Origin of the sequence: Kosakonia sp. N21, assembly GCF_050587465.1 — a bacterium.
Classification (GTDB): domain Bacteria; phylum Pseudomonadota; class Gammaproteobacteria; order Enterobacterales; family Enterobacteriaceae.
In genome coordinates this window covers 77549-102652 of record NZ_JBOBHR010000004.1, presented here as the reverse complement: position 1 = coordinate 102652, position 25104 = coordinate 77549, and the positions used below count along the sequence as shown (strand labels likewise).

Genomic DNA, 25104 nt, shown 5'->3' with positions numbered 1-25104 from the left:
TGATCAAGTAATGAAAAAAAACAACATCGTTTTTCACAACCGCTTACTTTTCTGCGACGCGCAGGGGTAATATCAGATTCAATCGCATCACGATTTCCCCTTGTGGAATCGTTTTACCATGAGCGCTTTATCACCCATGAATATGCTGGAAAAGATCCAGTCGCGACTGGAAAACCTTAGCAAATCCGAACGTAAAGTGGCGGAAGTGATCCTCGCAACGCCGGAGCAGTCCATTCACTCCAGTATTGCCGCGCTTGCGCAAGAAGCGGGGGTCAGCGAACCGACGGTGAACCGTTTCTGCCGCAGCCTCGATACGCGCGGTTTCCCTGATTTTAAACTGCATCTGGCGCAAAGTCTTGCCAACGGCACGCCTTATGTTAATCGCAATGTCGATGAAGATGACAGTGTGGAAGCCTATACCGGCAAAATCTTCGAATCGGCGATGGCCAGCCTCGATCACGTGCGCCAGTCGCTGGATATGGCGTCGGTAAACCGTGCCGTAGATTTACTGACCCAGGCGAAAAAAATTGCGTTCTTCGGTCTTGGCTCGTCCGCCGCCGTGGCGCACGATGCCATGAACAAATTTTTCCGCTTCAATGTTCCGGTGGTCTATTCCGACGACATTGTCCTGCAACGCATGAGTTGTATGAATTGTAGCGACGATGACGTGGTCGTGCTGATTTCACATACCGGGCGAACCAAAAACCTGGTCGAACTTGCGCAACTGGCGCGTGAAAACGACGCCATGGTCATTGCGCTGACCTCCGCCGGAACCCCGCTTGCACGTGAAGCGACGCTTGCGATCACGCTGGATGTTCCGGAAGATACCGACATTTACATGCCCATGGTTTCCCGTCTTGCGCAACTGACGGTCATCGACGTGCTGGCAACCGGGTTCACGTTGCGCAGGGGAGCAAAATTCAGGGATAACTTGAAGCGAGTCAAAGAAGCACTGAAAGAATCGCGCTTTGATAAGGAGTTGCTTGTCAAAAGCGATAACCATTAATAGTTAATAATAAAGCGGTAACCTCTTACGCTGTTCGGCCAGACGAATTGCTCTTCACAGCAGGGCGCTAGATGACCGAATTCATGTTCACGCAACACCAAGTTGTTTCAGTCAACGGAGTATTACATGTCCAGAAGGCTTCGCAGAACCAAAATCGTTACCACCTTAGGCCCGGCAACCGATCGCGATAACAACCTTGAGAAAGTTATTGCCGCCGGCGCTAACGTGGTGCGTATGAACTTCTCACACGGAACACCGGAAGATCATAAATTACGTGCCGACAAGGTGCGTGAGATTGCGGCAAAACTGGGACGTCATGTTGCTATCCTCGGCGACTTACAAGGGCCAAAAATTCGCGTTTCCACCTTTAAGGAAGGTAAAGTCTTCCTGAATATCGGTGATAAATTCCTGCTCGACGCCAACCTGGGTAAAGGTGAAGGCGACAAAGAAAAAGTCGGCATCGACTATAAAGGTCTGCCGGCTGATGTCGTGCCCGGCGATATCCTGCTGCTGGATGATGGTCGCGTGCAGCTCAAAGTGCTGGAAGTTCAGGGCATGAAAGTGTTCACCGAAGTCACCGTCGGCGGCCCGTTGTCCAACAATAAGGGCATCAACAAACTCGGTGGCGGTCTGTCCGCAGAAGCGCTGACGGATAAAGACAAAGCGGATATCGTTACCGCTGCGATGATTGGTGTTGATTACCTGGCCGTCTCCTTCCCGCGCTGCGGCGAAGATCTGAACTATGCGCGCCGCCTTGCGCGCGACGCAGGTTGTGACGCAAAAATCGTGGCAAAAGTTGAGCGTGCGGAAGCCGTTTGTAACCAGGAAGCGATGGATGATGTGATCCTCGCATCCGATGTGGTGATGGTTGCCCGCGGCGACCTCGGTGTTGAGATTGGCGACCCGGAGCTGGTGGGTATCCAGAAAGCGCTTATCCGTCGCGCCCGTCAGCTAAACCGCTCGGTGATCACCGCAACCCAGATGATGGAGTCAATGATCACCAACCCGATGCCAACTCGTGCGGAAGTGATGGACGTCGCCAACGCCGTCCTGGACGGCACCGATGCGGTCATGTTGTCTGCGGAAACTGCCGCCGGTCAGTACCCTTCTGAAACCGTTGCTGCGATGGCGCGCGTTTGCCTGGGCGCAGAGAAGATCCCCAGCATCAACGTCTCCAAACACCGCCTGGATATTCAGTTTGACAACGTGGAAGAAGCCATCGCGATGTCGGCAATGTATGCCGCGAACCACCTGAAGGGTGTCACCGCTATCATCACCATGACCGAATCAGGGCGTACGGCGCTGATGACGTCACGCATCAGTTCTGGTCTGCCGATTTTCGCCCTCTCCCGCCACGAGCGTACGCTGAACCTGACCGCGTTGTACCGTGGTGTTACGCCGGTTTATTTCGATAGCTATACCGATGGCGTTGCCGCAGCCAACGATGCAGTTATCCTGCTGCGTGATAAAGGCTACCTGCTCTCCGGCGATCTGGTCATTGTGACTCAGGGCGATGTGATGAGCACCATCGGCACCACCAATACCACGCGTATTCTGACCGTCGAATGATGACCGTGTAGAATGCAAAAGGCCTCCCGTTTCAGGAGGCCTTTTTTATGCCGTTATTTTTTGGGATACAGCTCTTTGCGCCTGTACGGCTCGGTCTCGCCAGGTTTGCGCGTTTTCAGCAATTTCAGGATCCAGGTGTATTGTTCCGGATGCGGACCAACAAACACCTCCACCTCTTCGTTCATCCGGCGGGCAATGGTGTTATCGTCTGCGGTCAGCAGATCGTCCATCGGCGGGCGCACCTGAACAATCAGACGATGCGTGCTGGCATCATACACCGGGAAAAGCGGCACCACGCGTGCGCGGCAGACTTTCATCAGACGACCAATGGCCGGCAACGTCGCTTTATAGGTGGCAAAGAAATCAACAAACTCACTCTGTTCCGGGCCGTGATCCTGGTCCGGAAGATAATAGCCCCAGTACCCCTGACGTACAGACTGGATAAAAGGCTTGATACCGTCATTACGTGCGTGCAGACGCCCGCCAAAACGGCGGCGCACCGTGTTCCACACGTAGTCATACACTTTATTGCCCTGGTTATGGAACATCGCCGCCATTTTCTGCCCCTGCGATGCCAGCAACATTGCCGGAATATCCACGCCCCAGCCATGTGGAACCAGAAAAATCACTTTCTCATCGTTGCGGCGCAACGCATCAATGATCTCTTTTCCCTGCCACTCCACACGCGGTAAGATTTTTTCCGGGCCGCGAATCGCCAGTTCGGCCATCAATACCATGGCCTGCGGCGCGGTGGCGAACATCTCGTCAATGATCGCTTCCCTTTCCGCTTCGCTTTTTTCCGGAAAGCAGTAATACAAATTGATTTGCGCCCGACGACGCGCGCTTTTACCGAATTTCCCCGCCAGGCGTCCCAGTTTACCCAGCAGCGGATCGCGCAGTGAAGGGGGGATCATCGCCACGCCAGCAAATGCCAGCACGCCCAGCCACGCGCCCCAGTTGCGCGGATGCCGGAATTCAGGTTCGAATTCCGGAATGTATTCACCGTTATTTTTTTTCGTTTCCATGCATCTTCCGCAGGCCAAAAATCAAGTCAGAAAAGATAATCAGATAGTGTAGCGAGCCGTTATCTTTCACACAAAAGAAAAAGCCGACGCGGTTAAGGCATCGGCTTTATACGCACATTTCTTAGGCGAATCAGTTGAGACCGAGCTGCGGTACAACCTCTTTCACCTGCGCCAGGTAATCTTTACGATCCGACCCTGTCAGCCCTTCCGTCCTTGGTAACTTCGCCGTTAACGGGTTTACCGCCTGTTGGTTGATCCACACTTCATAATGCAGATGCGGACCCGTAGACCGCCCGGTATTCCCGGAGAGCGCAATACGATCGCCACGTTTCACTTTCTGCCCGTCTTTCACCAGCAGTTTACGCAAGTGCATATAGCGTGTGGTGTAGGTGCGACCGTGGCGGATAGCGACATAATAGCCTGCCGCGCCGCTACGCTTCGCCACAACCACTTCACCGTCGCCCACAGACAGCACAGGCGTACCCTGTGGCATAGCGAAATCGACGCCTTTATGTGGCGCAACACGCCCGGTTACCGGGTTCAGACGGCGCGGGTTAAAATTCGACGAAACGCGGAACTGTTTCGAGGTCGGGAAACGCATGAAACCTTTCGCCAGCCCGGTGCCGTTGCGGTCATAGAACTTACCGTCTTCAGCACGGATAGCGTAATAATCTTTGCCGTCTGAGCGCAGACGCACGCCCACAAGCTGACTCTGCTCCTGCTTACCCTCCAGCATCTCGCGGGACATCAGCACAGAGAACTCATCCCCTTTTTTCAGCTTACGGAAATCCATCTGCCACTGCATGGCTTTGATTACTGAGCTAATTTCGCTATTGGTCAGCCCGGCGTCGCGTGCGCTGGCGACAAAACTCCCGCCAACGGTGCCTTTCATCGCCGTATTCACCCAGTCGCCCTGTTGCAGCTCACTGCTCATTTTGAACGCACCGCTTTCGGTACGATCGTATGTGCGGGTTTCACGACGGGACATCTCCCAGGTCAGGCGTTGCAGATCGCCATCCGCGGTTAATGTCCAGGAAAGCTGCTGACCAATTTTCAGGTTGCGCAACTCTTTATCCGCATCGGCGAGCTGACTGATATCGCCCATATCAATGCCGTATTGATTGAGGATACTGCTCAGGGTATCGCCTGTAGAAACCACATATTCATGCACACCAGCTTCGCTGGCGGTTTTGTCATCCAGGTCATCCTGCGGGATATCTTCCACTTCGTCAGGCATGGTCTGATCGATAGGTTCGCTGGCTTCGGGCAGCAGAGAACGGATTTCGTTCTTTTTGAGTTCAATGGTTTTGACGATCGGCGCGGAAGTCGCTTCCGGATGATAAACATAAGGCCGCCAGACGGCGACCGTGAGAGTGAGAACGGTAAGCGACCCCAGCATGACGCGATGGGGTCGCGGTAAATTGTTAAATGCCAGGGCGACAGAGCGGGCTATCTGTTGCACGTATTCACTTCCTCGTTATTCTCCTTTCAGGCAGCTCGCATACTGGTTAGACAGTTGGGCAAGGAACTGCGGATAGCTCTCTTTGCCTAACTTGATACTGATCCCGAGTGGATCCAACGTCCCCATTCGAACGGATGTCCCTCTGGCAACAGCTTCAACGACCGCTGGCCTGAACTGTGGCTCAGCAAAAACGCAGGTTGCTTTTTGCTCAACCAACTGTGTTCTGATTTCATGTAAACGCTGCGCACCGGGTTGAATTTCGGGGTTGACGGTAAAATGGCCGAGTGGTGTCAGCCCGTAGTGTTTTTCAAAGTAGCCGTAGGCGTCATGAAAAACGAAATACCCTTTCCCTTTCAGCGGTGCCAGCTCGTCTCCGACCTGTTGATCGGCCCGGGCTAATGATGCCTCAAATGCCTGCAGGTTGGCGTCCAGCTTTGCTCGACTTTGCGGCATAACTTCCACTAATTTATCGTGGATTGCAACCGCTGACAGCCGCGCTATCTCTGGCGAGAGCCACAGGTGCATGTTGTAATCGCCATGATGGTGATGTTCGTCACTTTTTTCGCCTTCATGGGAATCACCTTCGTGATCATGCTCGTCGTCGTCAGCCCCTTTCATGAGTAGCGTTTTCACGCCGTCAAGTTCCGCCATTGTCACTCTTTTATTCGCCGGAATTTGCTGCGCGGACTTCGCCATAAACGCTTCCATATCCGGTCCGACCCAAAAGACTAAGTCCGCGTTCTGTAAGCGTTTTACATCAGAAGGGCGGAGTGAATAATCATGCTCTGAGGCACCATCGGGTAGCAAAACTTCCGTCGTGGTGACGCCATCTGCAATGGCCGAAGCAATAAAACCCAGCGGCTTTAACGAGGTTACGACGGCAGCGTTAGCAGTTTGTGCTGCCCCGCCGAGGAGAGCAGCGGATAACGCTGCGCAAAGAAGCGTATTTTTATGTAACATAATGCGACTATTGATCGTAATGAGTGTGTGGGATGTGATATTATAACATTCGACAACTTGTGCAACCCCTTAAATGCTATGACGAATCTTGTAACGCTCGAAAAAGTCACCGTCGCGTTTGGCCAACGGCGCGTTTTATCTGACATTTCGCTTAAATTATGCCCCGGTAAAATTCTGACCCTGCTCGGTCCTAATGGCGCGGGCAAATCCACGCTGGTGCGTGTGGTGCTTGGGCTGGTAGCACCCGATGCAGGGGTGATCAAGCGCGACGAAAACCTGCGTATCGGCTATGTGCCGCAAAAATTGCAGTTGGACACGACCCTGCCGTTGACCGTGGGGCGTTTTCTGCGCCTGCGTCCGGGCACACGCAAAGACGAGATCGTTCCGGCGCTGAAACGGGTACAGGCTGCCCATCTGGTTGATGCGCCGATGCAAAAACTTTCCGGCGGGGAAACTCAGCGTGTATTGCTTGCCCGCGCATTGCTCAACCGCCCGCAATTACTGGTGCTTGATGAGCCCACTCAGGGCGTGGACGTCAACGGGCAGGTCGCACTGTACGATCTGATCGACCAGCTTCGTAAAGAGCTGGATTGTGCCGTACTGATGGTGTCGCACGACCTGCATCTGGTGATGGCGAAAACCGACGAAGTACTGTGTCTGAATCATCACATCTGCTGTTCCGGTACGCCGGAAGTTGTCTCAATGCACCCTGAGTTTATCTCCATGTTTGGCCAGCGTGGTGCCGAACAGCTCGGCATCTATCGCCATAACCATAACCACCGCCACGATTTACAGGGACGCATTGTATTGCGCCAGGGTAATGGACGCTCATGATTGAATTATTACTGCCCGGCTGGTTTGCCGGGATTATGCTGGCCTGCGCCGCCGGGCCGCTGGGCTCATTTGTGGTCTGGCGTCGGATGTCCTATTTTGGCGATACGCTGGCACATGCCTCTCTGCTGGGTGTGGCATTTGGTTTTCTGCTGGATGTGAATCCTTTTTATGCCGTTATCGTCGTGACGCTGTTACTGGCGGCCGGTCTGGTTTGGCTGGAGAAACGCCCGCATCTGGCGATCGACACGCTGCTCGGTATCATGGCGCACAGTGCGCTGTCGCTGGGTCTGGTCGTGGTCAGTCTGATGTCGAATATTCGCGTCGATCTGATGGCGTATCTGTTCGGTGACCTGCTGGCAGTCACACCGGAGGATTTACTTGCTATTGCGCTCGGCGTGGCGATTGTTCTGGGGATTTTACTCTGGCAGTGGCGTAACTTACTGTCGATGACCATCAGCCCCGAACTGGCCTTTGTCGATGGCGTAAAACTGCAGCGCGTAAAACTGTTGCTGATGCTGGTTACCGCCCTGACCATCGGTGTGGCGATGAAATTTGTCGGCGCGCTGATTATTACATCGCTGCTGATTATCCCCGCCGCCACTGCACGCCGTTTCGCCCGCACGCCGGAACAAATGGCGGGCGTGGCTGTTGGGATTGGAATGATTGCGGTGACGGGGGGACTGGCTTTCTCCGCGCTGTACGATACCCCGGCGGGCCCGTCCGTGGTGCTGTGCGCTGCGCTGCTGTTTATCTGCAGTATGATGAAGAAAACCGCCAGTTGAATGGTGTGCCGGGAGCGATGCGTTCTGCTCCCGGCATTAAGTTTTACGGCATTTCCGGCGGCGTAATACCGAAGTGATTCCACGCCCTGACCGTTGCCATTCTTCCGCGCGGGGTACGTTGTAAAAAGCCCTGCTGGATAAGATACGGCTCCAGCACATCTTCGATGGTTTCCCGCTCTTCACCAATGGCCGCCGCCAGGTTATCCAGACCAACCGGCCCGCCGAAGAACTTATCAATCACCGCCAGCAGCAGTTTGCGATCCATATAATCAAACCCTTCGGCATCCACATTCAACATATCGAGCGCCTGGGCGGCAATGTCAGCGGAAATATCGCCGTTATGCTTCACCTCGGCAAAATCACGCACCCGACGCAAAAGGCGGTTCGCGATACGTGGCGTACCACGCGAGCGACGCGCCACTTCCAGTGCACCTTCGTCGCTCATTTCCAGCCCCATATACCGCGCGCTGCGACCCACAATGTGCTGCAAATCCGCCACCTGGTAAAACTCCAGCCGCTGCACAATACCGAAACGATCGCGCAACGGAGAGGTCAGCGAGCCCGCACGGGTTGTCGCGCCAATCAGGGTAAACGGTGGTAAATCAATTTTGATTGAGCGCGCCGCCGGGCCTTCGCCAATCATAATATCCAGCTGATAATCCTCCATCGCCGGATAGAGCACCTCTTCCACAACGGGTGAAAGACGGTGGATTTCATCAATAAACAACACGTCGTGTGGTTCAAGATTCGTCAGCATCGCCGCCAGATCGCCCGCTTTTTCCAGTACCGGACCGGACGTTGTGCGCAGGTTGACGCCCATTTCGTTCGCCACAATATTGGCCAGCGTGGTTTTCCCTAACCCTGGCGGGCCGAAGATCAGCAGATGGTCCAGCGCATCGCCGCGCAGTTTAGCCGCCTGGATAAAGATCTCCATTTGCGAACGCACCTGCGGTTGACCAATATACTCGTCGAGCATTTTCGGTCGAATAGCGCGATCCGCAACCTCTTCTATGTTGCTACTGGCAGGCGCCACCAGACGGTCTGCTTCAATCATCCTCTACCTCACAACGCCGCGCGCAGCGCTTCACGGATCAGGGTTTCACTGTTAGCGTCCGGACGGGCGATTTTGCTGATCATCCGGCTGGCTTCCTGTGGTTTATAGCCCAGCGCCACCAGCGCGGCAACCGCTTCCTGCTCCGCATCGTCAGTCACCGGGCTTGCCGGCGAAGCCAGCACCAGGTCAGCAGCAGGCGTGAACAGATCGCCATGCAGACCTTTAAAGCGGTCTTTCATTTCCACAATCAGGCGCTCAGCGGTTTTCTTGCCAATACCTGGCAATTTGATAAGCGCGGCGGGATCTTCACGCTCGACCGCGTTGACAAACTGCTGCGCCGACATGCCAGAGAGGATCGCCAGCGCCAGTTTCGGGCCGACGCCGTTGGTTTTTATCAGCTCGCGAAACAGCGTCCGTTCCTGTTTATTGTTAAAACCGAACAGCAGTTGCGCATCTTCACGCACCACGAAATGGGTAAAGACAATGGCCTCTTTACCGGCATCCGGTAACTCGTAAAAACAGGTCATTGGCATATGGACTTCATACCCCACCCCTCCTGCTTCCAGCACCACTAACGGGGGTTGTTTTTCGACAATAATGCCTCTGAGTCTGCCTATCACGTGACGCTCCTGCGCTAAGGGCTGAAGTTGTAATGCTGTATCATAAAAAAAGGCTGGATAGATATCCAGCCGAATATACGGGAAAAGCGCGAGCGCGATTCAGGAATTCGCGTAATACGCGGCCTCTGCAAGGTCCGTAAGTAAATCACGCTGCTCAGGTTGCCAGCCCAGAACGTTGCGGGTGCGCTCGCTGGACGCCGCCATTTCCGTGGCGGCAAAAGCGGCGAACCAGCCAAAATGTTCCGCACCGCGTGATTCTGCTGGTATCCCGAGCATAGTGCCTATGGCGAAAGCGATGTCGCGCATCGGGATCCCCTCTTCCGCCACGGCATGGTAAACCGACTGGGTGACACCCGTTTCCAGCGCCAGCCGGTACACCTTTGCTGCATCCAGCCGGTGAACCGCTGCCCAGCGGTTTTCCCCATTTCCCGGCCAGGCGGCAACGCCGGTTTTTTTCGCCAGTGCAATCAGGTTCGGCACAAAACCATGATCGCCAATGCCATGAACCGTTGGAGCGAGACGAATGCTGGCGGTGCGTACACCTTTTTCCGCCAGCGCCTGTGCGGCCTGTTCCGAACGGCGCAGGTATTCGGGGCCCGTGCCCGGTTTATCGTCTTCCGTCGCCAGACGCCCTTGCACCAGCCTCGCAAGGCCGGAAGTTACCAGCAACGGGCGTTCGCTCCCCAATAAAGCCTCGCCCAGGACCTCAATGGCACGCTGGTCCTGCGCGCAGTTATCCGCAAAACGGGAGAAGTCATGATTGAAAGCCGTGTGGATTACCGCATCCGCCTTTGCTGCGGCATCAAACAGCAGTTGATGGTCATCCAGCGTTCCGTATACCGCCTTCCCCCCGGCGTTCAGTAATGCCTGCGCTTTGCCCGGGTTCCGCGCCAGTCCGCTCACCTGGTGCCCGGCAGCCAGTAATTCCGCCGCCACTGTTGCGCCAACCCAACCGGTAGCGCCTGTCAGAAAAACATGCATGCGTATGTCTCCTTATGTTGACTCGCGCCGTTATCCTGATGAATATCCATAACGGAGAAAAGTAGTGACATTATCGTGGTATAAGGACTAACAGGATGCAAAGCGTGACTCAGCCGAAAGATCTCGGTCAGTACCTGAAATCCCGCCGCGCGCAGCTTGATCCTCTCGCGCTGGGTTTCCATACCGCGCGCAGGCGCACGCCCGGGCTGCGTCGGGAGGAAGTGGCGCATCTGGCCTGTATCAGCGCGACATGGTACACATGGCTTGAGCAGGGACGTGGCGGTACGCCTTCCGCAGAAGTACTGGAACGGATTTGCCAGGCGCTACACCTCTCTGAGCGTGAGCGCGAGCATGTGTTTCACCTCGGGCTGGGGCGAGCGCCTGGCGTGCATTACAACCCGACGGGAACCGTGAGTGAACGCCTGCAAAAGGTGCTGGATCATATGCCGCTCAGCCCGGCGATGATCCGTAACGCCACCTGGGATGTAGTGGCATGGAATAAAGCGGCCACGGTGGTACTGGCGGATTACCCCTCCCTCCCCCCTCAGCAGCGCAATATCTTGCGGCGCATGTTTCTGGATCCTCATGTGCGTGCCATGCAAACGGACTGGCACGGCCTGACGCGTTTTCTGGTGGCGGCTTTTCGCGCCGATGCAACCCGTGCCGGCGCTTCCGCTGAGATCCGTCCGTTGATCGAGGAACTGAGCGCCGCTTCACCGGAGTTTGCCCGGCTATGGCAGAGTAATGATATCGAGGAGATGGCGGAAGGGACGAAGATCCTGCTGCACGGTCATGTTGGCAGGCTGTCGCTTGAGTACTCGAGTTTTTCCGTTGAGGGGCAACCCGATCTGACGATGGTGGTCTATAACCCTTCCAGCGAAGATGATGCGCAAAAAATCAGTTCGCTGTTATAAAAAAAGCGCCAGCATGAGGCGCTTTTCAACGTAATCTTCCGCGCGCCAGATTAAGCCGGGAACTGCTTACCTGTAAGGCATTCTGGCTAACATGGCAGTGGGTAATGGCGATAGCCAGCGCATCTGCGGCATCCGCCTGCGGGTTAGCGGGAAGTTTCAGCAAGGTACGCACCATATGCTGCACCTGGCTCTTTTCCGCGCTACCGATGCCAACAACCGTCTGTTTCACCTGACGGGCGGCATATTCGAATACCGGTAACGCCTGATTCACGGCAGCAACAATCGCCACGCCGCGCGCCTGTCCCAGCTTGAGCGCCGAGTCGGCGTTTTTCGCCATAAACACCTGTTCGATGGCAAAAAAATCGGGCTGAAACTGGGTGATGATTTCCGTCACGCCTGCATAAATCAGCTTCAGACGCGACGGTAAATCGTCCACTTTTGTCCGGATACAGCCGCTACCAAGATAGGTTAACTGCCGCCCGGTCTGGCGGATCACACCATAACCGGTGACGCGTGACCCCGGGTCGATACCGAGAATAATCGCCATCATGCGTCTCCGGTTTTATGCGGATTAAGCGACATCAGAGCGTCGCTGCGACCTCATCAGAGATCTCACCGTTATGGTAAACTTCCTGCACGTCGTCGCAATCTTCCAGCATGTCGATCAGACGCAGCAGTTTCGGCGCTGTTTCTGCATCCATGTCCGCTTTGGTAGACGGGATCATCGACACTTCCGCGTTGTCGGCTTTCAGACCGGCCGCTTCCAGCGCGTCGCGCACAGCACCCATCTCTTCCCACGCGGTGTAAACGTCAATTGCGCCGTCATCAAAGGTCACCACATCTTCTGCACCGGCTTCCAGCGCCGCTTCCATGATGGTGTCTTCATCGCCGGCATTAAAGGAGATCACCCCTTTTTTGCTGAACAGATAAGCCACAGAACCGTCGGTGCCCAGGTTACCACCGCATTTGCTGAACGCATGACGCACTTCGGCAACGGTACGGTTACGGTTGTCACTCAGGCACTCCACCATCACCGCGGTGCCGCCAGGGCCGTAACCTTCATAAATGATGGTTTCCATGTTCGCGTCGTCATCACCGCCGACACCGCGTGCAATGGCGCGGTTCAGGGTGTCACGGGTCATGTTATTGCCCAGAGCTTTATCCACTGCCGCACGCAAACGCGGGTTGGAGCCGATATCGCCGCCACCCAGACGCGCCGCCGTGACCAGCTCACGAATGATTTTGGTGAAGATCTTACCGCGCTTGGCATCCTGTGCTGCTTTGCGGTGTTTGGTGTTGGCCCATTTACTATGACCTGCCATAAAAAACTCTCCAAGAAACCGCCCGATCAGGCGGTATGAATTACAAACTCTTCAATCGCCTCCCGGTTGCTCCACGACTTGGTTAATGCAGCCGCTTGCGGCGCATCAACCCAGCGGTAGGCCAGATGTTCGCTAAAAACAATCTGCCGCTCGTGTGGCAACGCGAGACAAAACCAGGACTCGCTGTTATGCGTAATGCCTGGTGCGTAGCGATGACGTAAATGACTAAAAATTTCATACTCCACCGTGCGCTGACAGTCGACTAAGGTCAGTTGCTCAAGAGCAATATCGATGTCGACCTCTTCCTTTACTTCACGCACAGCGGCCTGCAACGCGGTTTCCCCTGCTTCCAGGCTGCCGGTTACCGACTGCCAGAAATCGGGATCGTCGCGTCGCTGCAGCATCAGCACCCGTTTCGAATCCTGCGCGTAAATCACGACCAGCACGGAAACGGGATGCTTAAATGGCATGTTACTTATTCTCCGCAGACTCTTTTTTCAGTACCGCAATACCCAACTCGGCCAGTGCCGCCGGATTGGCGAAGCTCGGTGCTTCGGTCATCAGACACGCAGCCGCCGTTGTTTTCGGGAAGGCGATAACGTCACGGATATTGTCCGTGCCGGTCAGCAACATGGTCAGGCGATCCAGGCCAAACGCCAGGCCTGCGTGCGGCGGCGTACCGTATTTCAGCGCGTCCAGCAGGAAGCCAAACTTCTCACGCTGTTCCTGATCGTTAATGCCCAGAATACCGAACACGGTCTGCTGCATTTCGCCGTTGTGGATACGCACGGAACCGCCGCCCACTTCATAACCGTTAATGACCATATCGTAGGCGTTGGCAACGGCATCTTCCGGCGCTGCTTTCAGCTCTGCGGCAGACATGTCTTTCGGTGAGGTGAACGGGTGGTGCATTGCCGTCAGACCGCCTTCACCGTCATCTTCAAACATTGGGAAATCAATCACCCACAGCGGCGCCCATTTGGCTTCGTCGGTCAGGTTCAGGTCTTTGCCCACCTTCAGACGCAGCGCGCCCAGCGCATCGGCAACCACTTTTTTGTGGTCCGCGCCGAAGAAAATCATATCGCCATCTTGTGCGCCAGTGCGTGCCAGGATTGCATTCACAATATCGGCATTGAGGAACTTCGCCACCGGGCTGGTGATGCCTTCCAGGCCTTTTGCCGCTTCATTGACCTTAATATAGGCCAGACCTTTCGCGCCGTAGATTTCGATAAATTTGCCGTAGTCGTCAATCTGTTTACGGCTGATCTGTGCGCCGCCTGGCACACGCAGCGCGGCAACGCGACCTTTTGCGTCGTTCGCCGGACCGGAGAAGACTTTAAACTCAACCTCTTTGAGCAGGTCAGCAACGTCCACCAGCTCCATCGGGTTACGCAGATCCGGTTTATCGGAACCGTAACGACGTTCAGCTTCAGCAAAGGTCATGATCGGGAAGTCACCCAGATCCACGCCTTTGATTTCCAGCCACAACTGGCGAACCAGCGCTTCCATCACTTCACGCACCTGCGGTGCGGTCATAAAGGAGGTTTCCACATCGATCTGGGTGAATTCCGGCTGGCGGTCAGCACGCAGGTCTTCGTCACGGAAACATTTTACGATCTGATAGTAGCGGTCAAAACCGGACATCATCAGCAGCTGTTTGAACAACTGAGGGGACTGCGGCAGCGCGTAGAATTTGCCTTTATGCACACGGCTTGGCACGAGGTAGTCGCGCGCGCCTTCCGGCGTGGCTTTGGTCAGCATCGGGGTTTCGATGTCGAGGAAGCCATGGTCATCCATAAAGCGACGGACAAAGCTGGTGATTTTCGCACGCGTTTTCAGGCGCTGAGCCATTTCCGGACGACGCAAATCGAGATAGCGGTATTTCAGACGCGCTTCTTCGGTGTTGACGTGGTTGGAGTCGAGCGGCAAGGCTTCGGCGCGGTTGATAATGTTCAGCGCAGTCGCGAACACTTCCACTTCGCCGGTAGCCATATCTTTGTTGACGTTTTTCGCATCGCGGGCGCGTACGGTGCCGGTAATCTGAATGCAGAACTCATTACGCAGTTCGGAAGCGAGCTGGAACGCATCCTGATGGTCCGGGTCGAAAAACACCTGCACGATGCCTTCACGATCGCGCATATCAATAAAGATAAGGCTACCGAGGTCACGACGACGATTGACCCACCCACAAAGCGTTACTTGCTGTCCCACATGGGACTGATTGAGCTGCCCGCAATATACTGTACGCATGAGATATCCCTTAATTAGCTGCGTGCGACCCGTCACCTGCGGTGCAGGCGCTTAGGTAGCAGCTATTTTCGTATGTCACAACTGGATGAAAAAAGGGGGCTATTATACTGGAAATTCTGCCTGACGATAAGCCCGCGACTGACTGTACGCGCGTTTGCTGCGCGCTTATTGCGCATTCTCACAAAATTTAACAAAATTTGTAAACCGCGCACGACGCCAGAACGCGTAAGGTAGCTACCGACGTCATTCATTTTTCAGGAGTTATTATGCTGGAACTCAACGCTGAGAAAACCGCGCTGGTGGTGATCGATTTGCAGGAAGGCATTCTGCCTTTCGCCGGTGGCCCGCACACCGCGCAGGATGTGGTGCAGCGCGCCGCTGTGCTGGCGGAAACCTTTCGCGCCAAAGGCGCGCCGGTCGTGCTGGTGCGCGTGGGCTGGTCAGCCGATTTCGCCGAAGCGCTGAAACAACCGGTAGATGCACCAGCCGGTGGTCACGCCCTGCCCGCTAACTGGTGGGATTACCCGCTCGCGCTGGGTAAAAAAGCGAGTGACATCGAAGTGACGAAACGTCAGTGGGGCGCGTTCTACGGCACCGATCTGGAGTTGCAATTACGCCGTCGCGGCATTGACACCATTGTGCTGTGCGGTATTTCGACCAATATTGGCGTCGAGTCCACCGCCCGTAATGCCTGGGAACTCGGCTTCTCGCTGGTGATCGCAGAAGATGCCTGCAGCGCGGGCAGCAGCGAACAGCATCAAGGCAGCATCACCCACATTTTCCCGCGTATTGGCCGTGTTCGCAGCACGGATGAGATCGTCAACGCATTATGATTTACATCGGCCTGCCGCAATGGTCGCACCCGAAATGGGTGCGCCTTGGCATCACCAGTCTCGAAGAGTATGCCCGGCATTTTAATTGCGTCGAAGGCAATACCACGCTCTACGCACTGCCCAAAGCAGAGGTGGTGAGCCGCTGGCGCGATCAAACCACCGACGATTTTCGCTTCTGCTTTAAATTTCCTGCGACCATTTCCCACCAGGCAGCGCTGCGCAACTGCGCCGACCTGACCACGGAATTCTTTACCCGCCTGTCGCCGCTGGCAAACCGTATTGGTCAGTACTGGATCCAGTTGCCTGCCACGTTCGGCCCGCAGGATTTACCTGCACTGTGGGCTTTTATTGACACCCTGCCGGCCGCGTTCACCTATGGGGTTGAAGTCCGCCATCCGGCTTTTTTTACCAAAGGTGAGGAAGAAAAAGCGCTGAACCAGGGGCTACATGCCCGCGGCGTCAATCGAGTGATCCTGGACAGCCGTCCGGTGCACAGCGCCGTTGCGCACAGTGAAGCCGTTAAAGAAGCACAGCGTAAAAAACCCAAAGTACCAGTGCATGCGTTGGTCACTGCTAACAACCCGCTGGTGCGTTTTATCGGCAGCGATAATATGCAACAAAACCGTGAATTGTTTACCGTATGGCTAAGTAAATTGCCGCTCTGGGAACAAACCACCACGCCCTATCTCTTTTTACACACGCCGGATATTGCCCAGGCACCAGAACTGGTGGAAACGCTATGGCAGGATTTATATACAGTACTGCCCTCCATTGGCGACGCGCCCGCCATTCCCCGGCAATCTTCTCTTTTCTGAATGAACCACCTATCATTGTAAAGCGGTCACCAGAGCCTTAAAGGGAGTTTGTATGGTTAGCGCGCTTTATGCCGTGTTGGGTGCGTTGTTACTGCTGAAGTTTTCATTTGATGTTGTCCGCCTGCGTATGCAGTATCGCGTGAGCTATGGGGATGGCGGATTTAGCGAGCTACAAAGCGCGATTCGAATCCATGGCAACGCGGTGGAGTACATCCCCATCGCGCTCATCCTGCTGCTCTTTATGGAGATGGACGGCGCGCAAACCTGGATAGTGCATGTTTGCGGGCTGCTGCTGATCGCGGGTCGCCTGATGCATTATTATGGCTACTATCATCGGCTGTTCCGCTGGCGTCGTTCCGGCATGAGCGCCACCTGGTGTTCACTGGTGCTGATGGTGCTGGTAAACCTGTGGTATATGCCCTGGGAGTTGGTTTTCTCCCTGCATTAGCGCACAATACGCCCCTTTGTTTTCCCGGATATTTACACTATGTCTCACCGCGACACGCTTTTTTCCGCGCCTATCGCCAGCCTGGGCGACTGGACTTTTGATGAACGGGTAGCTGAAGTCTTCCCGGATATGATCCAGCGTTCCATACCGGGTTACTCCAATATTATCTCGATGATCGGCATGCTGGCGGAGCGCTTCGTGCAGCCCGCTACGCAGGTCTACGATTTGGGTTGTTCACTGGGTGCCGCTACGCTCTCCGTGCGCCGTAACATTGCACAGCCGGCGTGCAAAATTATCGCGGTGGACAACTCCCCGGCGATGGTCGAACGTTGCCGTCGCCATATTGATGCCTATAAAGCCCCGACACCGGTCAGCGTTATTGAAGGCGATATCCGCGATATTCCAATCGAAAACGCCTCGATGGTCGTGCTCAATTTTACCCTGCAATTTCTCGAACCCGACGATCGTCTGGTGCTGTTGAAGAAGATCCACCAGGGGCTGAACCCCGGTGGCGCACTGGTGCTATCGGAGAAATTCAGTTTTGAAGACGACGTCGTCGGCGAACTGCTGTTCAACATGCACCATGACTTCAAACGTGCAAACGGTTACAGCGAGCTGGAAATCAGCCAGAAGCGCAGCATGCTGGAAAACGTCATGTTAACGGACTCCGTTGAAACGCATAAAGCGCGCCTGCGTGCCGCCGGTTTTGAACACAGCGAGCTGTGGTTCCAGTGCTTTAACTTTGGCTCTCTGGTGGCCCTGAAGGCGGATGCGGCATGATTGAGTTTGGTCGTTTTTATCAGCAAATTGCCGTGGGTCCCTTAGCGCACTGGCTGGATACCCTGCCCCCCCAACTCTCCGCCTGGCAGCGTGAAGCACTGCACGGGCAGTTTAAACAGTGGAATAACGCCGTTGAGTTTTTGCCTCTTATCACACCGGCGGAACGGGATTTGGTTCATGGCGTGAGTGCGACCAGCGCTGAACCACTGAGCGCGGGGCAACTGAAAGGGATGGAAACCCTGCTGCGCAATCTGATGCCATGGCGCAAAGGGCCGTTTTCACTCTACGGTATTGATATCGATACCGAGTGGCGTTCCGATTGGAAATGGGAACGCGTTCTGCCGCATCTCTCCGATTTAACCGGGCGCACTATCCTCGATGTTGGATGCGGTAGCGGCTATCACCTGTGGCGCATGATTGGCGCGGGCGCATCGTTGGCGGTGGGGATAGACCCAACGCAACTGTTCTTATGTCAATTTGAAGCGGTACGTAAATTGTTGGGCGACGATCGCCGTGCCCATTTGTTACCGCTGGGAATCGAACAACTGCCGGCGCTCAACGCCTTTGACACCGTCTTTTCGATGGGCGTGCTCTATCATCGCCGCTCACCGCTGGAACACCTGTGGCAGTTAAAAGATCAACTGGTGAAAGAGGGTGAACTGGTACTGGAAACGCTGGTGATCGAAGGTGATGAGCATGCCGTTCTGGTGCCAGGCGATCGCTATGCGCAGATGCGCAACGTCTACTTTATTCCTTCCGCGCTGGCGCTGAAAAACTGGCTGGAGAAATGCGGTTTTGTCGACGTGCGTATCGCCGATATGAGTGTCACCAGCACCGATGAGCAACGGCGCACGTCATGGATGACCAGCGAATCGTTGGCGGATTTCCTCGACCCGGCGGACAACACAAAAACCATTGAAGGTTATCCTGCTCCGCTGCGCGCTGTACTGATCGCCCGTAAGCCGTAAGACAAAAAAAGGCCCCTGTTAATGGCAGGGGCCTGGTACGAGCAAGCATCACATTGGGCGACATGATGCGCGGTAAAAACGGGTTTCAGTGGCGATAATCAACCATCATTTGCTTCATCAACGCCACGGCATTTCCGTCAACGCCATAGCGGGCATATTCATCCGCACTGGCATCGGAAGACATCGACAATCCCTTGTTGCGATAACGCATCGGCGACGCTGTCCAGCAACCTGCCGAGCTATGCACCTCTTTCACACCCGCGGTGAGAAACAGTGAGAGGTTATCCGGGCGCACCCCTGCGCCTGCCATAATGATTGGAGCACCGGACCGGGCATTAAGTTCCGTGATTAATGAAAGTCCTTTTTCCGCCGATGCCTGTTGCCCGGAGGTCAGAATGCGCGAAACGCCTAATTCTGCCAATGAATCAATTGCTTGCGCAGGATCGGCACACATATCAAAAGCCCGATGAAAAGTGACCGCCATCCCTTGCGCCGCGCTCATCACCTCACGCATTCGCGCCATATCAACATCACCGTCCTCATTAAGAACGCCAGTGACCAGGCCAGGAAAACCGAGTTGATGGAGAAAGTGAATATCGTCGAGCATGGCGGCAAACTCATCTTTGCGATAGCAAAAATCACCGCCGCGCGGCCGCACTATCGGATGCACCGGAATCGTCACCGCCTGGCGAATGCTTTTCAGCGCGCCATATGACGGGGTTAACCCCCCTTCTTTAGGCGCGGCACAAAATTCAATGCGATCTGCGCCGGACTGCTGGGCGATTACCGCGTCTTCAACGCCATAACAACAAATTTCCAGTATGCTCATCTCTCCTCCCTTTTCTTTATCATGGCATGCTTCGTTCAGCCGGGTTCTGCGCGCCTTCACAGGCTGGTGTTTCAATCCTCGCTGGCGACGATTTCTTCAATCGTCCAGGGGTGAAACTTCACCGTCACTCTGCCATCTGTCACCGCCAGCGTCGGGTTTGGCAGCCGCTCGCGGTCGCCTTTAGGTGAGCTGGTTTTTACTGCCACCCCCGGCTGGCTCAGGCCTTCGTCCGCCAGAAGCGCCAGCGCGCGCGCATTCAATGTCTCCGGCGCACCCGGCAGCACGATCTCGATATGTTCCCAGCCTTCATGGGGATAGCGTTTTTCACCTGGCCACGGCAGCTCAACGACGGTGAATTGCCAGTGCGCAACGCACAGTGGTTCATGCAGTTTAAACAGGCAAATCGGTCGACCATTGATCATGTTCTCTGAGAGCAGTTCGCCGCACTGTTCAAAACCGCGCCGCCAGCGCTCTGCAGTGGTATTTTGGTGGCAACGCAGTGAAATATGGTCGGCGTTTAATGGTGCGATATTCAGTCCAAGACGGGTAGTGAATTTCTGCAAGTCGTTAGTGAAACGCGGCAAATCTTCCACGATATCCTGCAACTCTTCGATAGTTTGCCAATTACTCATAACAGTGCTCGTAAGTCATAACAAAGCGCATAATCTACCGTGTTATGCAGTGCTGACGCCACCGGGCATTTGCAGTATACTCCCGCCTTTATTAAACACCCGGACGCCGCCCCTGTTACGCGGCGTCCTAAATGTAAGGTATCCCGGTGAATATTCAGGCTCTTCTCTCAGAAAAAGTCAGTCAGGCCATGATTGCTGCAGGCGCTCCCGCAGATTGCGAAGCGCAGGTACGTCAGTCCGCAAAAGTTCAGTTTGGCGACTATCAGGCTAATGGCGTGATGGCAGTTGCAAAAAAACTGGGCATGGCGCCGCGACAACTGGCCGAGCAGGTTCTGACGCACCTCTCTCTTGACGGGATTGCCAGTAAGGTTGAAATCGCCGGTCCGGGCTTTATCAATATTTTTCTTGCGCCGGAATTTCTTGCGCAGCAGGTCACCCTGGCGCTGGCGTCGGATCGTCTGGGCGTCACCCGTCCACAGCCGCAAACCATCGTTATCGATTACTCTGCGCCGAACGTGGCAAAAGAGATGCACGTTGGTCACCTGCGTTCCACCATCATTGGTGATGCCTCCGTACGGACACTCGAATTCCTCGGTCATAACGTGATTCGCGCGAACCACGTCGGCGACTGGGGCACCCAGTTCGGTATGCTGATCGCTTATCTGGAACTGCAACAGCAGGAAAACGCGGGCGAAATGGCTCTGGCCGACCTGGAAGGTTTCTACCGTGAAGCCAAAAAGCATTATGACGAAGACGCCGCCTTTGCCGAACGCGCACGCGGTTATGTGGTGAAACTGCAAGGCGGCGACGAGTACTGCCGTGAAATGTGGCGCAAGCTGGTTGACATCACCATGAGTCAGAACCAGAAAACCTACGAACGCTTAAACGTCACCCTGACCCGTAAAGATGTGATGGGCGAAAGCCTGTATAACCCGATGCTGCCGGGTATTGTTGCCGATCTGCGGGCGAAAGGTCTGGCGGTCGAGAGTGAAGGCGCGACGGTGGTATTCCTCGACGAATACCAGAATAAAGAAGGTGAGCCGATGGGCGTCATCATCCAGAAAAAGGATGGCGGCTACCTCTACACCACCACGGATATCGCCTGCGCCAAATACCGCTATGAAACGCTGCATGCCGATCGCGTGCTCTACTACATCGACTCCCGTCAGCACCAACACCTGATGCAGGCATGGACGATTGTGCGCAAAGCGGGCTATGTGCCGGATTCCGTGCCGCTGGAGCACCATATGTTCGGCATGATGCTGGGCAAAGATGGCAAACCGTTCAAAACCCGCGCGGGTGGCACGGTTAAACTCGCCGATCTGCTGGATGAAGCGCTGGAACGCGCTCGTCGCCTGGTGGCGGAGAAAAATCCGGATATGCCTGCCGATGAGTTGGAAAAACTGGCAAACGCTGTCGGTATTGGCGCCGTGAAATATGCGGATCTGTCGAAAAACCGCACCACTGACTACGTGTTCGACTGGGATAATATGCTGGCTTTCGAAGGCAACACCGCGCCGTATATGCAATATGCATATACCCGCGTGCTGTCGGTGTTCCGCAAAGCGGGCATTGAAGAGAGCGTGCTGGAAAATGCTCCGGTGGTCATTAACGAAGAGCGCGAATCACAGCTGGCCGCACGTCTGTTGCAGTTTGAAGAAACCCTGAGCGTGGTTGCCCGCGAAGGCACGCCGCATGTGATGTGCGCTTATCTGTACGATCTGGCCGGTCTGTTCTCTGGTTTCTATGAGCATTGCCCGATCCTCAGCGCGGAGAGTGACGAAATCCGTCTTAGCCGCCTGAAACTGGCGCTGCTGACCGCGAAAACGCTGAAGCTGGGTCTGGATACGCTGGGGATCGAGACCGTCGAGCGTATGTAAGCGTTAATGCCGGGTGGCTGACACGCGTGTTACCCGTCCTGCCCAATCGCACTTGCCCTTATCGTCAGGCATAAAAAACCCCGGAATTCCGGGGTTTTTCTTTTACCGTATTGTCAGAAATATTTGCGTAAATACTCCGTCAGACAGAGCATCGCCATCGCCTGGCCATACGGCATGGAGGTCAGTGGGATCTCACGATAAAACGCCAGATTACTGCCCATCCCGGTACCAAACGACACCTGCAACAACTCCCCTTCCGGTGAAATGTGGCCGACAATCGCCTTCACCGCTTTCTCCGCCACTTCTGCGTAATCGGCGCGGATATAGCGCTTACGCAGCGCTTTCAGGATGCCGTACGCAAACCCGGCGGTGGCGGAAGCCTCGAGATAAGAGTCGGCATCATCCAGCAGCGTATGCCACAACCCGCTCTCATGCTGACAATTGGCCAGCGCGGCGATCTGCGCATTCAGCACTTGCACCAGATAGCGGCGCACCGCGTTATTTTCCGGCAGATCCACCAGTTCGAGGAAGTCCGGGATCACGATGGTCAACCAGCTATTGCCGCGCGCCCAACGGGCACGTGCGAAGTTGTGCTGCCCGTCGTAATTCCAGCCGTGGAACCACAAGCCAGTTTCTCTGTCCATCAGGTTCTGCACATGGAGCAGGAACTGATACACCGCCTCTTCGACATACTCCGGCCGGTTAAGCAACTTACCGATTTTTGCCAGCGGCAGAACGGTCATCATCAGGGTGTCGTCCCACATCTGCTGGTGGTTTTCCTCCGCCAGCGTGATGTGCTGCATACCGCCATGCTCAGTGCGCGGCATCTCGTACATTGCCCACTCAGCCCAGCTTTCCAGCCACGGCAGATAGCTCGGGTTGCCGGTTTCTTCATAGCGATACGCCAGCGTCAGAAAGGGCGCCATGGTGTTGACGTTCTTCGTGGTGGCGCCTTCGGCAAAGCGGTCGGCGAACCAGTTATCAATCACCTCGCGGACGGTTTCATCCCCTGTCTGGCGATAATACTGATACATGCCGTACAAACCGACACCGTGTGTCCACTCCCAGCCGGCCCAGCCTTTGGTATCAATCACACGCCCATCGTCGAGCCGCAATAAAAACTCGCCGGTGTTATCGTGAATATTCACCAGGTTATGCGTGATCTTGCGGATCAACGCCTTCAGTTCATCACGGGCGATAAAACGCTCTGGCTGACGCAATAACGGACTGTGTTTGACAGGCCAAACCTTCATATTTCTCACCTCAGTTATAAGTCGATTTCAGTGACGCACCTTTCTTCAGGGAAGGCGCGGCAGGTTTATTACGATTCAGGTAGCCGATGTTGTTATTGCCCCACAGCGATTCGTATGGCATCCCCGCCAGCATCTCCACGGTTTCACGCGCTTGTGGTGTGATGTTTTCCGGCATGGCGCGACCGCTTTGGCGCATTTTGGCCGTCTCTTCGCGCAACACGCTGTGCGTTTTCAGGTTCAGTTTAAAACGCAGCGAGACAAGGAAGCCGCAGCACAGCACCGCAATGGTGCCGAAGCACATGATCATCAGGATGGTATGACTCACTTCCGGCACCTGCGTTTTTTGCCCGGAAACAAAGCCCGACGCCTGCATCACAATCCCCACCAGCATCACCGCACCTGCCTGCGAGGCTTTGCGTGTCAGGGTCATGATGCCAGCGAAGATACCTTCGCGACGCTGACCGGTCACCACTTCGTCAATATCGGCAATGTAGGTGTAGGTATTCCACGGAACATAGTTGATACCGCCACGGCCCAGGCCCGCAATGGCGGAAACCAGCAGCAGCAACGCATAAATGTCGCTTAATCCCGCCCAATAAAGGACGCCGTAAGAAGCAGCACTCAAACCAAACAACACCACGACCATACGGTATGACGGCGCAGGTCCGAAGCGGATGCACAACGGGATCATGGCGATAACGGCGATAAACTGGAAAATCGCCATCGTGCCGAGCAGGTTAGATGCGAGGGAGGCTTCCTGCATCAGAACAAACACCACGTAATAGGTGAATACCGCGTTAAATACGTCTTGTGCGATGTAACCGCCGAGGTACATACCAAGGTGCTGGCGGAAAATTTTGATACGCAGCGTCGAGCTAAGCTCAACAAACAAGCGGCGCAGACTCTGCCCAAGAGTGAGGCTCTTTTTCTCTGCCTCTGCGCGCAGAGCCGCTTCTGTCCACTCTTCACGCGGGCGTTCCCAGGTGAAACACCAGACAAACGTCAGCATCATTGCACACAGTACCGAGAACACCAGGCTTGCGTAGAAGAAGGAGATCGGGTTTTCTTTACCGAAGTGCGTCAGCAGAATACCGGGCAGGAAAGAGGCCAGAATGGCTGACATTTGCGCCATAGAAATGCGCGCCCCGGAGAATTTGGTTTTCTGTTTAAAGTCATCGGTCATTTCCGGTACCAGCGTTTCGTACGGTACCAGAATCATGGTGTAGACCACATCGAACAGCAGATAGGTCAGCAGGTAATACCAGAAACTCATCTCCCCTACCCACATAATCGAGTAGCTGAAGACGCAGGGAATACCGAGCAGGATAAAGAACTTACGACGACCGAAGCGTTTACCCAGCCAGGTTGTGCCAAAGTTATCGGTTAAAAAGCCCATCAGCGGACTGACGACAGCATCCAGCACCCTCGCGGCTGCAAAGATAAATGTCGCTTCGATAGGCGTCAGGCCACAGAAGGTTGTGTAGAAATAAAGTAACCATGCTGCGGTCAACGCGGTCGTGCCCGCCCCCAGAAAATCGCCTGAGCCGTAGGCGAGGTAATTAGCCAATCCAATTTTTCGTGTTTTCATTGCCGTCAACCCTATTCATTATTGGGGACCCCTGGCATTACGGCTGCGCCAAAGGAAATTCTTACACGGCTAAAGTAAGAGGATGCGCCATGGGAAACCTTTCTGTTTCTGCCAGTAAAAGGGCGGCACTGGCAAAAATGCAAAGAGAGCCATCACGCGCTTCACTGATTTATAAAACAGCGTTTCTTTTGCTTCAAAAGACGGGGTCAAAAATGAGATGCCGACAGCAAAATCCTGCCAAACGGCAGGATTTACACGACGAAGAAGACTAACTGATTGAGAGGGTTAACAACGAAACG

26 protein-coding genes are annotated in these 25104 nt (G+C 55.0%); 12 read left to right on the top strand and 14 right to left on the bottom strand.

What is annotated here, in order from left to right:
* Positions 1–136 precede the first annotated feature (136 nt).
* Together ACQ3G7_RS10740 and pyk are read left to right on the top strand one after the other, a co-directional pair.
* Positions 137–1006 (top strand): MurR/RpiR family transcriptional regulator, encoded by an 870-nt coding sequence (locus ACQ3G7_RS10740; RefSeq protein ID WP_263100885.1) that lies wholly within the window; start codon positions 137–139, stop codon positions 1004–1006.
* A gap of 126 nt (positions 1007–1132) precedes the next feature.
* Positions 1133–2575: a pyruvate kinase gene (pyk, locus tag ACQ3G7_RS10735; RefSeq protein WP_263100473.1), complete on the top strand. Its 1443-nt coding sequence runs from the start codon at positions 1133–1135 to the stop codon at positions 2573–2575.
* A gap of 53 nt (positions 2576–2628) precedes the next feature.
* Here the strand turns inward: pyk and lpxM are convergent, their stop codons facing one another.
* From lpxM to znuA, 3 genes are all read right to left on the bottom strand, one after another.
* A complete protein-coding gene (gene lpxM, locus ACQ3G7_RS10730) occupies positions 2629–3600 on the bottom strand; it encodes a lauroyl-Kdo(2)-lipid IV(A) myristoyltransferase (protein WP_263100472.1) in 972 nt (323 codons plus the stop codon).
* 130 nt (positions 3601–3730) lie between these two features.
* Positions 3731–5062: a murein DD-endopeptidase MepM gene (mepM, locus tag ACQ3G7_RS10725; protein ID WP_430889798.1), complete on the bottom strand. Its 1332-nt coding sequence runs from the start codon at positions 5060–5062 to the stop codon at positions 3731–3733.
* Between the two features lie 15 nt (positions 5063–5077).
* Complete coding sequence (gene znuA / locus ACQ3G7_RS10720) at positions 5078–6022, bottom strand: zinc ABC transporter substrate-binding protein ZnuA (protein ID WP_430889797.1); 945 nt, start codon at positions 6020–6022, stop codon at positions 5078–5080.
* A 78-nt stretch (positions 6023–6100) separates the two neighbouring features.
* Between znuA and znuC the strand changes: the two genes are divergently transcribed.
* Both znuC and znuB read left to right on the top strand, forming a co-directional pair.
* Positions 6101–6856 carry a zinc ABC transporter ATP-binding protein ZnuC gene (gene znuC, locus ACQ3G7_RS10715; protein WP_430889796.1) on the top strand — a complete coding sequence of 252 codons (756 nt, stop codon included), beginning with the start codon at positions 6101–6103 and terminating at the stop codon, positions 6854–6856.
* Positions 6853–7638: a zinc ABC transporter permease subunit ZnuB gene (znuB, locus tag ACQ3G7_RS10710; protein ID WP_430889795.1), complete on the top strand. Its 786-nt coding sequence runs from the start codon at positions 6853–6855 to the stop codon at positions 7636–7638. Before znuC ends, znuB begins: the two co-directional genes overlap by 4 nt.
* Before the next feature lie 43 nt (positions 7639–7681).
* Here znuB and ruvB read toward each other — a convergent pair whose 3' ends face one another.
* The 3 genes from ruvB to ACQ3G7_RS10695 form a co-directional block, all read right to left on the bottom strand.
* Positions 7682–8692: a Holliday junction branch migration DNA helicase RuvB gene (ruvB, locus tag ACQ3G7_RS10705; protein ID WP_430889794.1), complete on the bottom strand. Its 1011-nt coding sequence runs from the start codon at positions 8690–8692 to the stop codon at positions 7682–7684.
* A gap of 8 nt (positions 8693–8700) precedes the next feature.
* Positions 8701–9312 carry a Holliday junction branch migration protein RuvA gene (gene ruvA, locus ACQ3G7_RS10700; protein WP_430889793.1) on the bottom strand — a complete coding sequence of 204 codons (612 nt, stop codon included), beginning with the start codon at positions 9310–9312 and terminating at the stop codon, positions 8701–8703.
* A gap of 99 nt (positions 9313–9411) precedes the next feature.
* Positions 9412–10293, bottom strand: a complete 882-nt coding sequence (locus tag ACQ3G7_RS10695; RefSeq protein ID WP_430889792.1) for an SDR family oxidoreductase — start codon at positions 10291–10293, stop codon at positions 9412–9414.
* Positions 10294–10388: 95 nt separating this feature from the next.
* On the opposite strand from ACQ3G7_RS10695, the gene ACQ3G7_RS10690 reads away from it, so the two are divergent.
* Positions 10389–11207, top strand: coding sequence for a helix-turn-helix transcriptional regulator (locus tag ACQ3G7_RS10690; protein ID WP_430889791.1), 819 nt, complete (start codon positions 10389–10391; stop codon positions 11205–11207).
* A 25-nt stretch (positions 11208–11232) separates the two neighbouring features.
* Here the strand turns inward: ACQ3G7_RS10690 and ruvC are convergent, their stop codons facing one another.
* The 4 genes from ruvC to aspS are packed head-to-tail and all read right to left on the bottom strand — an operon-like array spanning position 11233 to position 14779.
* Positions 11233–11754 carry a crossover junction endodeoxyribonuclease RuvC gene (ruvC, locus tag ACQ3G7_RS10685; RefSeq protein WP_061496707.1) on the bottom strand — a complete coding sequence of 174 codons (522 nt, stop codon included), beginning with the start codon at positions 11752–11754 and terminating at the stop codon, positions 11233–11235.
* A 34-nt stretch (positions 11755–11788) separates the two neighbouring features.
* Positions 11789–12529, bottom strand: a complete 741-nt coding sequence (locus ACQ3G7_RS10680; protein WP_430889790.1) for a YebC/PmpR family DNA-binding transcriptional regulator — start codon at positions 12527–12529, stop codon at positions 11789–11791.
* Positions 12530–12555: 26 nt separating this feature from the next.
* Positions 12556–12999, bottom strand: a complete 444-nt coding sequence (gene nudB, locus ACQ3G7_RS10675; protein WP_411554197.1) for a dihydroneopterin triphosphate diphosphatase — start codon at positions 12997–12999, stop codon at positions 12556–12558.
* Between the two features lies 1 nt (position 13000).
* Positions 13001–14779: an aspartate--tRNA ligase gene (aspS, locus tag ACQ3G7_RS10670; RefSeq protein WP_430889789.1), complete on the bottom strand. Its 1779-nt coding sequence runs from the start codon at positions 14777–14779 to the stop codon at positions 13001–13003.
* Positions 14780–15045: 266 nt separating this feature from the next.
* Between aspS and ACQ3G7_RS10665 the strand changes: the two genes are divergently transcribed.
* From ACQ3G7_RS10665 to cmoB, 5 genes are read left to right on the top strand one after another with little or no spacing between them, the layout of a single operon-like run.
* Positions 15046–15612 (top strand): hydrolase, encoded by a 567-nt coding sequence (locus ACQ3G7_RS10665; RefSeq protein WP_430889788.1) that lies wholly within the window; start codon positions 15046–15048, stop codon positions 15610–15612.
* Entirely contained in the window at positions 15609–16427 is an 819-nt protein-coding gene (locus ACQ3G7_RS10660; RefSeq protein ID WP_430889787.1) for a DUF72 domain-containing protein, read from the top strand. Before ACQ3G7_RS10665 ends, ACQ3G7_RS10660 begins: the two co-directional genes overlap by 4 nt.
* Positions 16428–16479: 52 nt before the next feature.
* Positions 16480–16875, top strand: a complete 396-nt coding sequence (locus tag ACQ3G7_RS10655) for an MAPEG family protein (protein WP_263100459.1) — start codon at positions 16480–16482, stop codon at positions 16873–16875.
* Positions 16876–16914: 39 nt separating this feature from the next.
* A complete protein-coding gene (gene cmoA, locus ACQ3G7_RS10650; protein WP_430889786.1) occupies positions 16915–17655 on the top strand; it encodes a carboxy-S-adenosyl-L-methionine synthase CmoA in 741 nt (246 codons plus the stop codon).
* Positions 17652–18623, top strand: coding sequence for a tRNA 5-methoxyuridine(34)/uridine 5-oxyacetic acid(34) synthase CmoB (cmoB, locus tag ACQ3G7_RS10645; protein ID WP_263100457.1), 972 nt, complete (start codon positions 17652–17654; stop codon positions 18621–18623). The genes cmoA and cmoB overlap by 4 nt, the downstream gene beginning before the upstream one ends.
* An 85-nt stretch (positions 18624–18708) precedes the next feature.
* Here cmoB and cutC read toward each other — a convergent pair whose 3' ends face one another.
* Positions 18709–19452, bottom strand: coding sequence for a copper homeostasis protein CutC (gene cutC, locus ACQ3G7_RS10640; protein ID WP_430889785.1), 744 nt, complete (start codon positions 19450–19452; stop codon positions 18709–18711).
* Between the two features lie 71 nt (positions 19453–19523).
* Positions 19524–20084 (bottom strand): VOC family protein, encoded by a 561-nt coding sequence (locus ACQ3G7_RS10635; RefSeq protein WP_430889784.1) that lies wholly within the window; start codon positions 20082–20084, stop codon positions 19524–19526.
* Between the two features lie 146 nt (positions 20085–20230).
* On the opposite strand from ACQ3G7_RS10635, the gene argS reads away from it, so the two are divergent.
* Positions 20231–21964: an arginine--tRNA ligase gene (gene argS, locus ACQ3G7_RS10630; RefSeq protein ID WP_430889783.1), complete on the top strand. Its 1734-nt coding sequence runs from the start codon at positions 20231–20233 to the stop codon at positions 21962–21964.
* A 113-nt stretch (positions 21965–22077) separates the two neighbouring features.
* Here argS and bglB read toward each other — a convergent pair whose 3' ends face one another.
* Together bglB and ACQ3G7_RS10620 are read right to left on the bottom strand one after the other, a co-directional pair.
* A complete protein-coding gene (bglB, locus tag ACQ3G7_RS10625; RefSeq protein WP_430889782.1) occupies positions 22078–23217 on the bottom strand; it encodes a beta-galactosidase BglB in 1140 nt (379 codons plus the stop codon).
* Between the two features lie 10 nt (positions 23218–23227).
* Entirely contained in the window at positions 23228–24805 is a 1578-nt protein-coding gene (locus ACQ3G7_RS10620; RefSeq protein WP_430889781.1) for an MFS transporter, read from the bottom strand.
* An 89-nt stretch (positions 24806–24894) separates the two neighbouring features.
* Here ACQ3G7_RS10620 and ACQ3G7_RS10615 point away from each other — a divergent pair, with 89 nt between their 5' ends.
* Complete coding sequence (locus ACQ3G7_RS10615) at positions 24895–25077, top strand: hypothetical protein (RefSeq protein ID WP_430889780.1); 183 nt, start codon at positions 24895–24897, stop codon at positions 25075–25077.
* The last annotated feature ends 27 nt before the right edge of the window (positions 25078–25104 follow it).

What these genes read in the sequence shown, in the direction of transcription:
- znuC (WP_430889796.1), top strand. Translation starts at nt 6,101, where the DNA reads ATGACGAATCTTGTAACGCTCGAAAAAGTCACCGTCGCGTTTGGCCAA.
- ACQ3G7_RS10665 (WP_430889788.1), top strand. Translation starts at nt 15,046, where the DNA reads ATGCTGGAACTCAACGCTGAGAAAACCGCGCTGGTGGTGATCGATTTG.
- ACQ3G7_RS10695 (WP_430889792.1), bottom strand. Translation starts at nt 10,293, where the DNA reads ATGCATGTTTTTCTGACAGGCGCTACCGGTTGGGTTGGCGCAACAGTG.
- lpxM (WP_263100472.1), bottom strand. Translation starts at nt 3,600, where the DNA reads ATGGAAACGAAAAAAAATAACGGTGAATACATTCCGGAATTCGAACCT.
- pyk (WP_263100473.1), top strand. Translation starts at nt 1,133, where the DNA reads ATGTCCAGAAGGCTTCGCAGAACCAAAATCGTTACCACCTTAGGCCCG.
- ruvC (WP_061496707.1), bottom strand. Translation starts at nt 11,754, where the DNA reads ATGGCGATTATTCTCGGTATCGACCCGGGGTCACGCGTCACCGGTTAT.
- ACQ3G7_RS10690 (WP_430889791.1), top strand. Translation starts at nt 10,389, where the DNA reads ATGCAAAGCGTGACTCAGCCGAAAGATCTCGGTCAGTACCTGAAATCC.
- ruvB (WP_430889794.1), bottom strand. Translation starts at nt 8,692, where the DNA reads ATGATTGAAGCAGACCGTCTGGTGGCGCCTGCCAGTAGCAACATAGAA.
- cmoA (WP_430889786.1), top strand. Translation starts at nt 16,915, where the DNA reads ATGTCTCACCGCGACACGCTTTTTTCCGCGCCTATCGCCAGCCTGGGC.
- ACQ3G7_RS10615 (WP_430889780.1), top strand. Translation starts at nt 24,895, where the DNA reads ATGGGAAACCTTTCTGTTTCTGCCAGTAAAAGGGCGGCACTGGCAAAA.
- cutC (WP_430889785.1), bottom strand. Translation starts at nt 19,452, where the DNA reads ATGAGCATACTGGAAATTTGTTGTTATGGCGTTGAAGACGCGGTAATC.
- znuB (WP_430889795.1), top strand. Translation starts at nt 6,853, where the DNA reads ATGATTGAATTATTACTGCCCGGCTGGTTTGCCGGGATTATGCTGGCC.
- nudB (WP_411554197.1), bottom strand. Translation starts at nt 12,999, where the DNA reads ATGCCATTTAAGCATCCCGTTTCCGTGCTGGTCGTGATTTACGCGCAG.
- ACQ3G7_RS10680 (WP_430889790.1), bottom strand. Translation starts at nt 12,529, where the DNA reads ATGGCAGGTCATAGTAAATGGGCCAACACCAAACACCGCAAAGCAGCA.
- bglB (WP_430889782.1), bottom strand. Translation starts at nt 23,217, where the DNA reads ATGAAGGTTTGGCCTGTCAAACACAGTCCGTTATTGCGTCAGCCAGAG.
- ACQ3G7_RS10635 (WP_430889784.1), bottom strand. Translation starts at nt 20,084, where the DNA reads ATGAGTAATTGGCAAACTATCGAAGAGTTGCAGGATATCGTGGAAGAT.
- ACQ3G7_RS10660 (WP_430889787.1), top strand. Translation starts at nt 15,609, where the DNA reads ATGATTTACATCGGCCTGCCGCAATGGTCGCACCCGAAATGGGTGCGC.
- ACQ3G7_RS10620 (WP_430889781.1), bottom strand. Translation starts at nt 24,805, where the DNA reads ATGAAAACACGAAAAATTGGATTGGCTAATTACCTCGCCTACGGCTCA.
- aspS (WP_430889789.1), bottom strand. Translation starts at nt 14,779, where the DNA reads ATGCGTACAGTATATTGCGGGCAGCTCAATCAGTCCCATGTGGGACAG.
- ACQ3G7_RS10740 (WP_263100885.1), top strand. Translation starts at nt 137, where the DNA reads ATGAATATGCTGGAAAAGATCCAGTCGCGACTGGAAAACCTTAGCAAA.
- ACQ3G7_RS10655 (WP_263100459.1), top strand. Translation starts at nt 16,480, where the DNA reads ATGGTTAGCGCGCTTTATGCCGTGTTGGGTGCGTTGTTACTGCTGAAG.
- znuA (WP_430889797.1), bottom strand. Translation starts at nt 6,022, where the DNA reads ATGTTACATAAAAATACGCTTCTTTGCGCAGCGTTATCCGCTGCTCTC.
- cmoB (WP_263100457.1), top strand. Translation starts at nt 17,652, where the DNA reads ATGATTGAGTTTGGTCGTTTTTATCAGCAAATTGCCGTGGGTCCCTTA.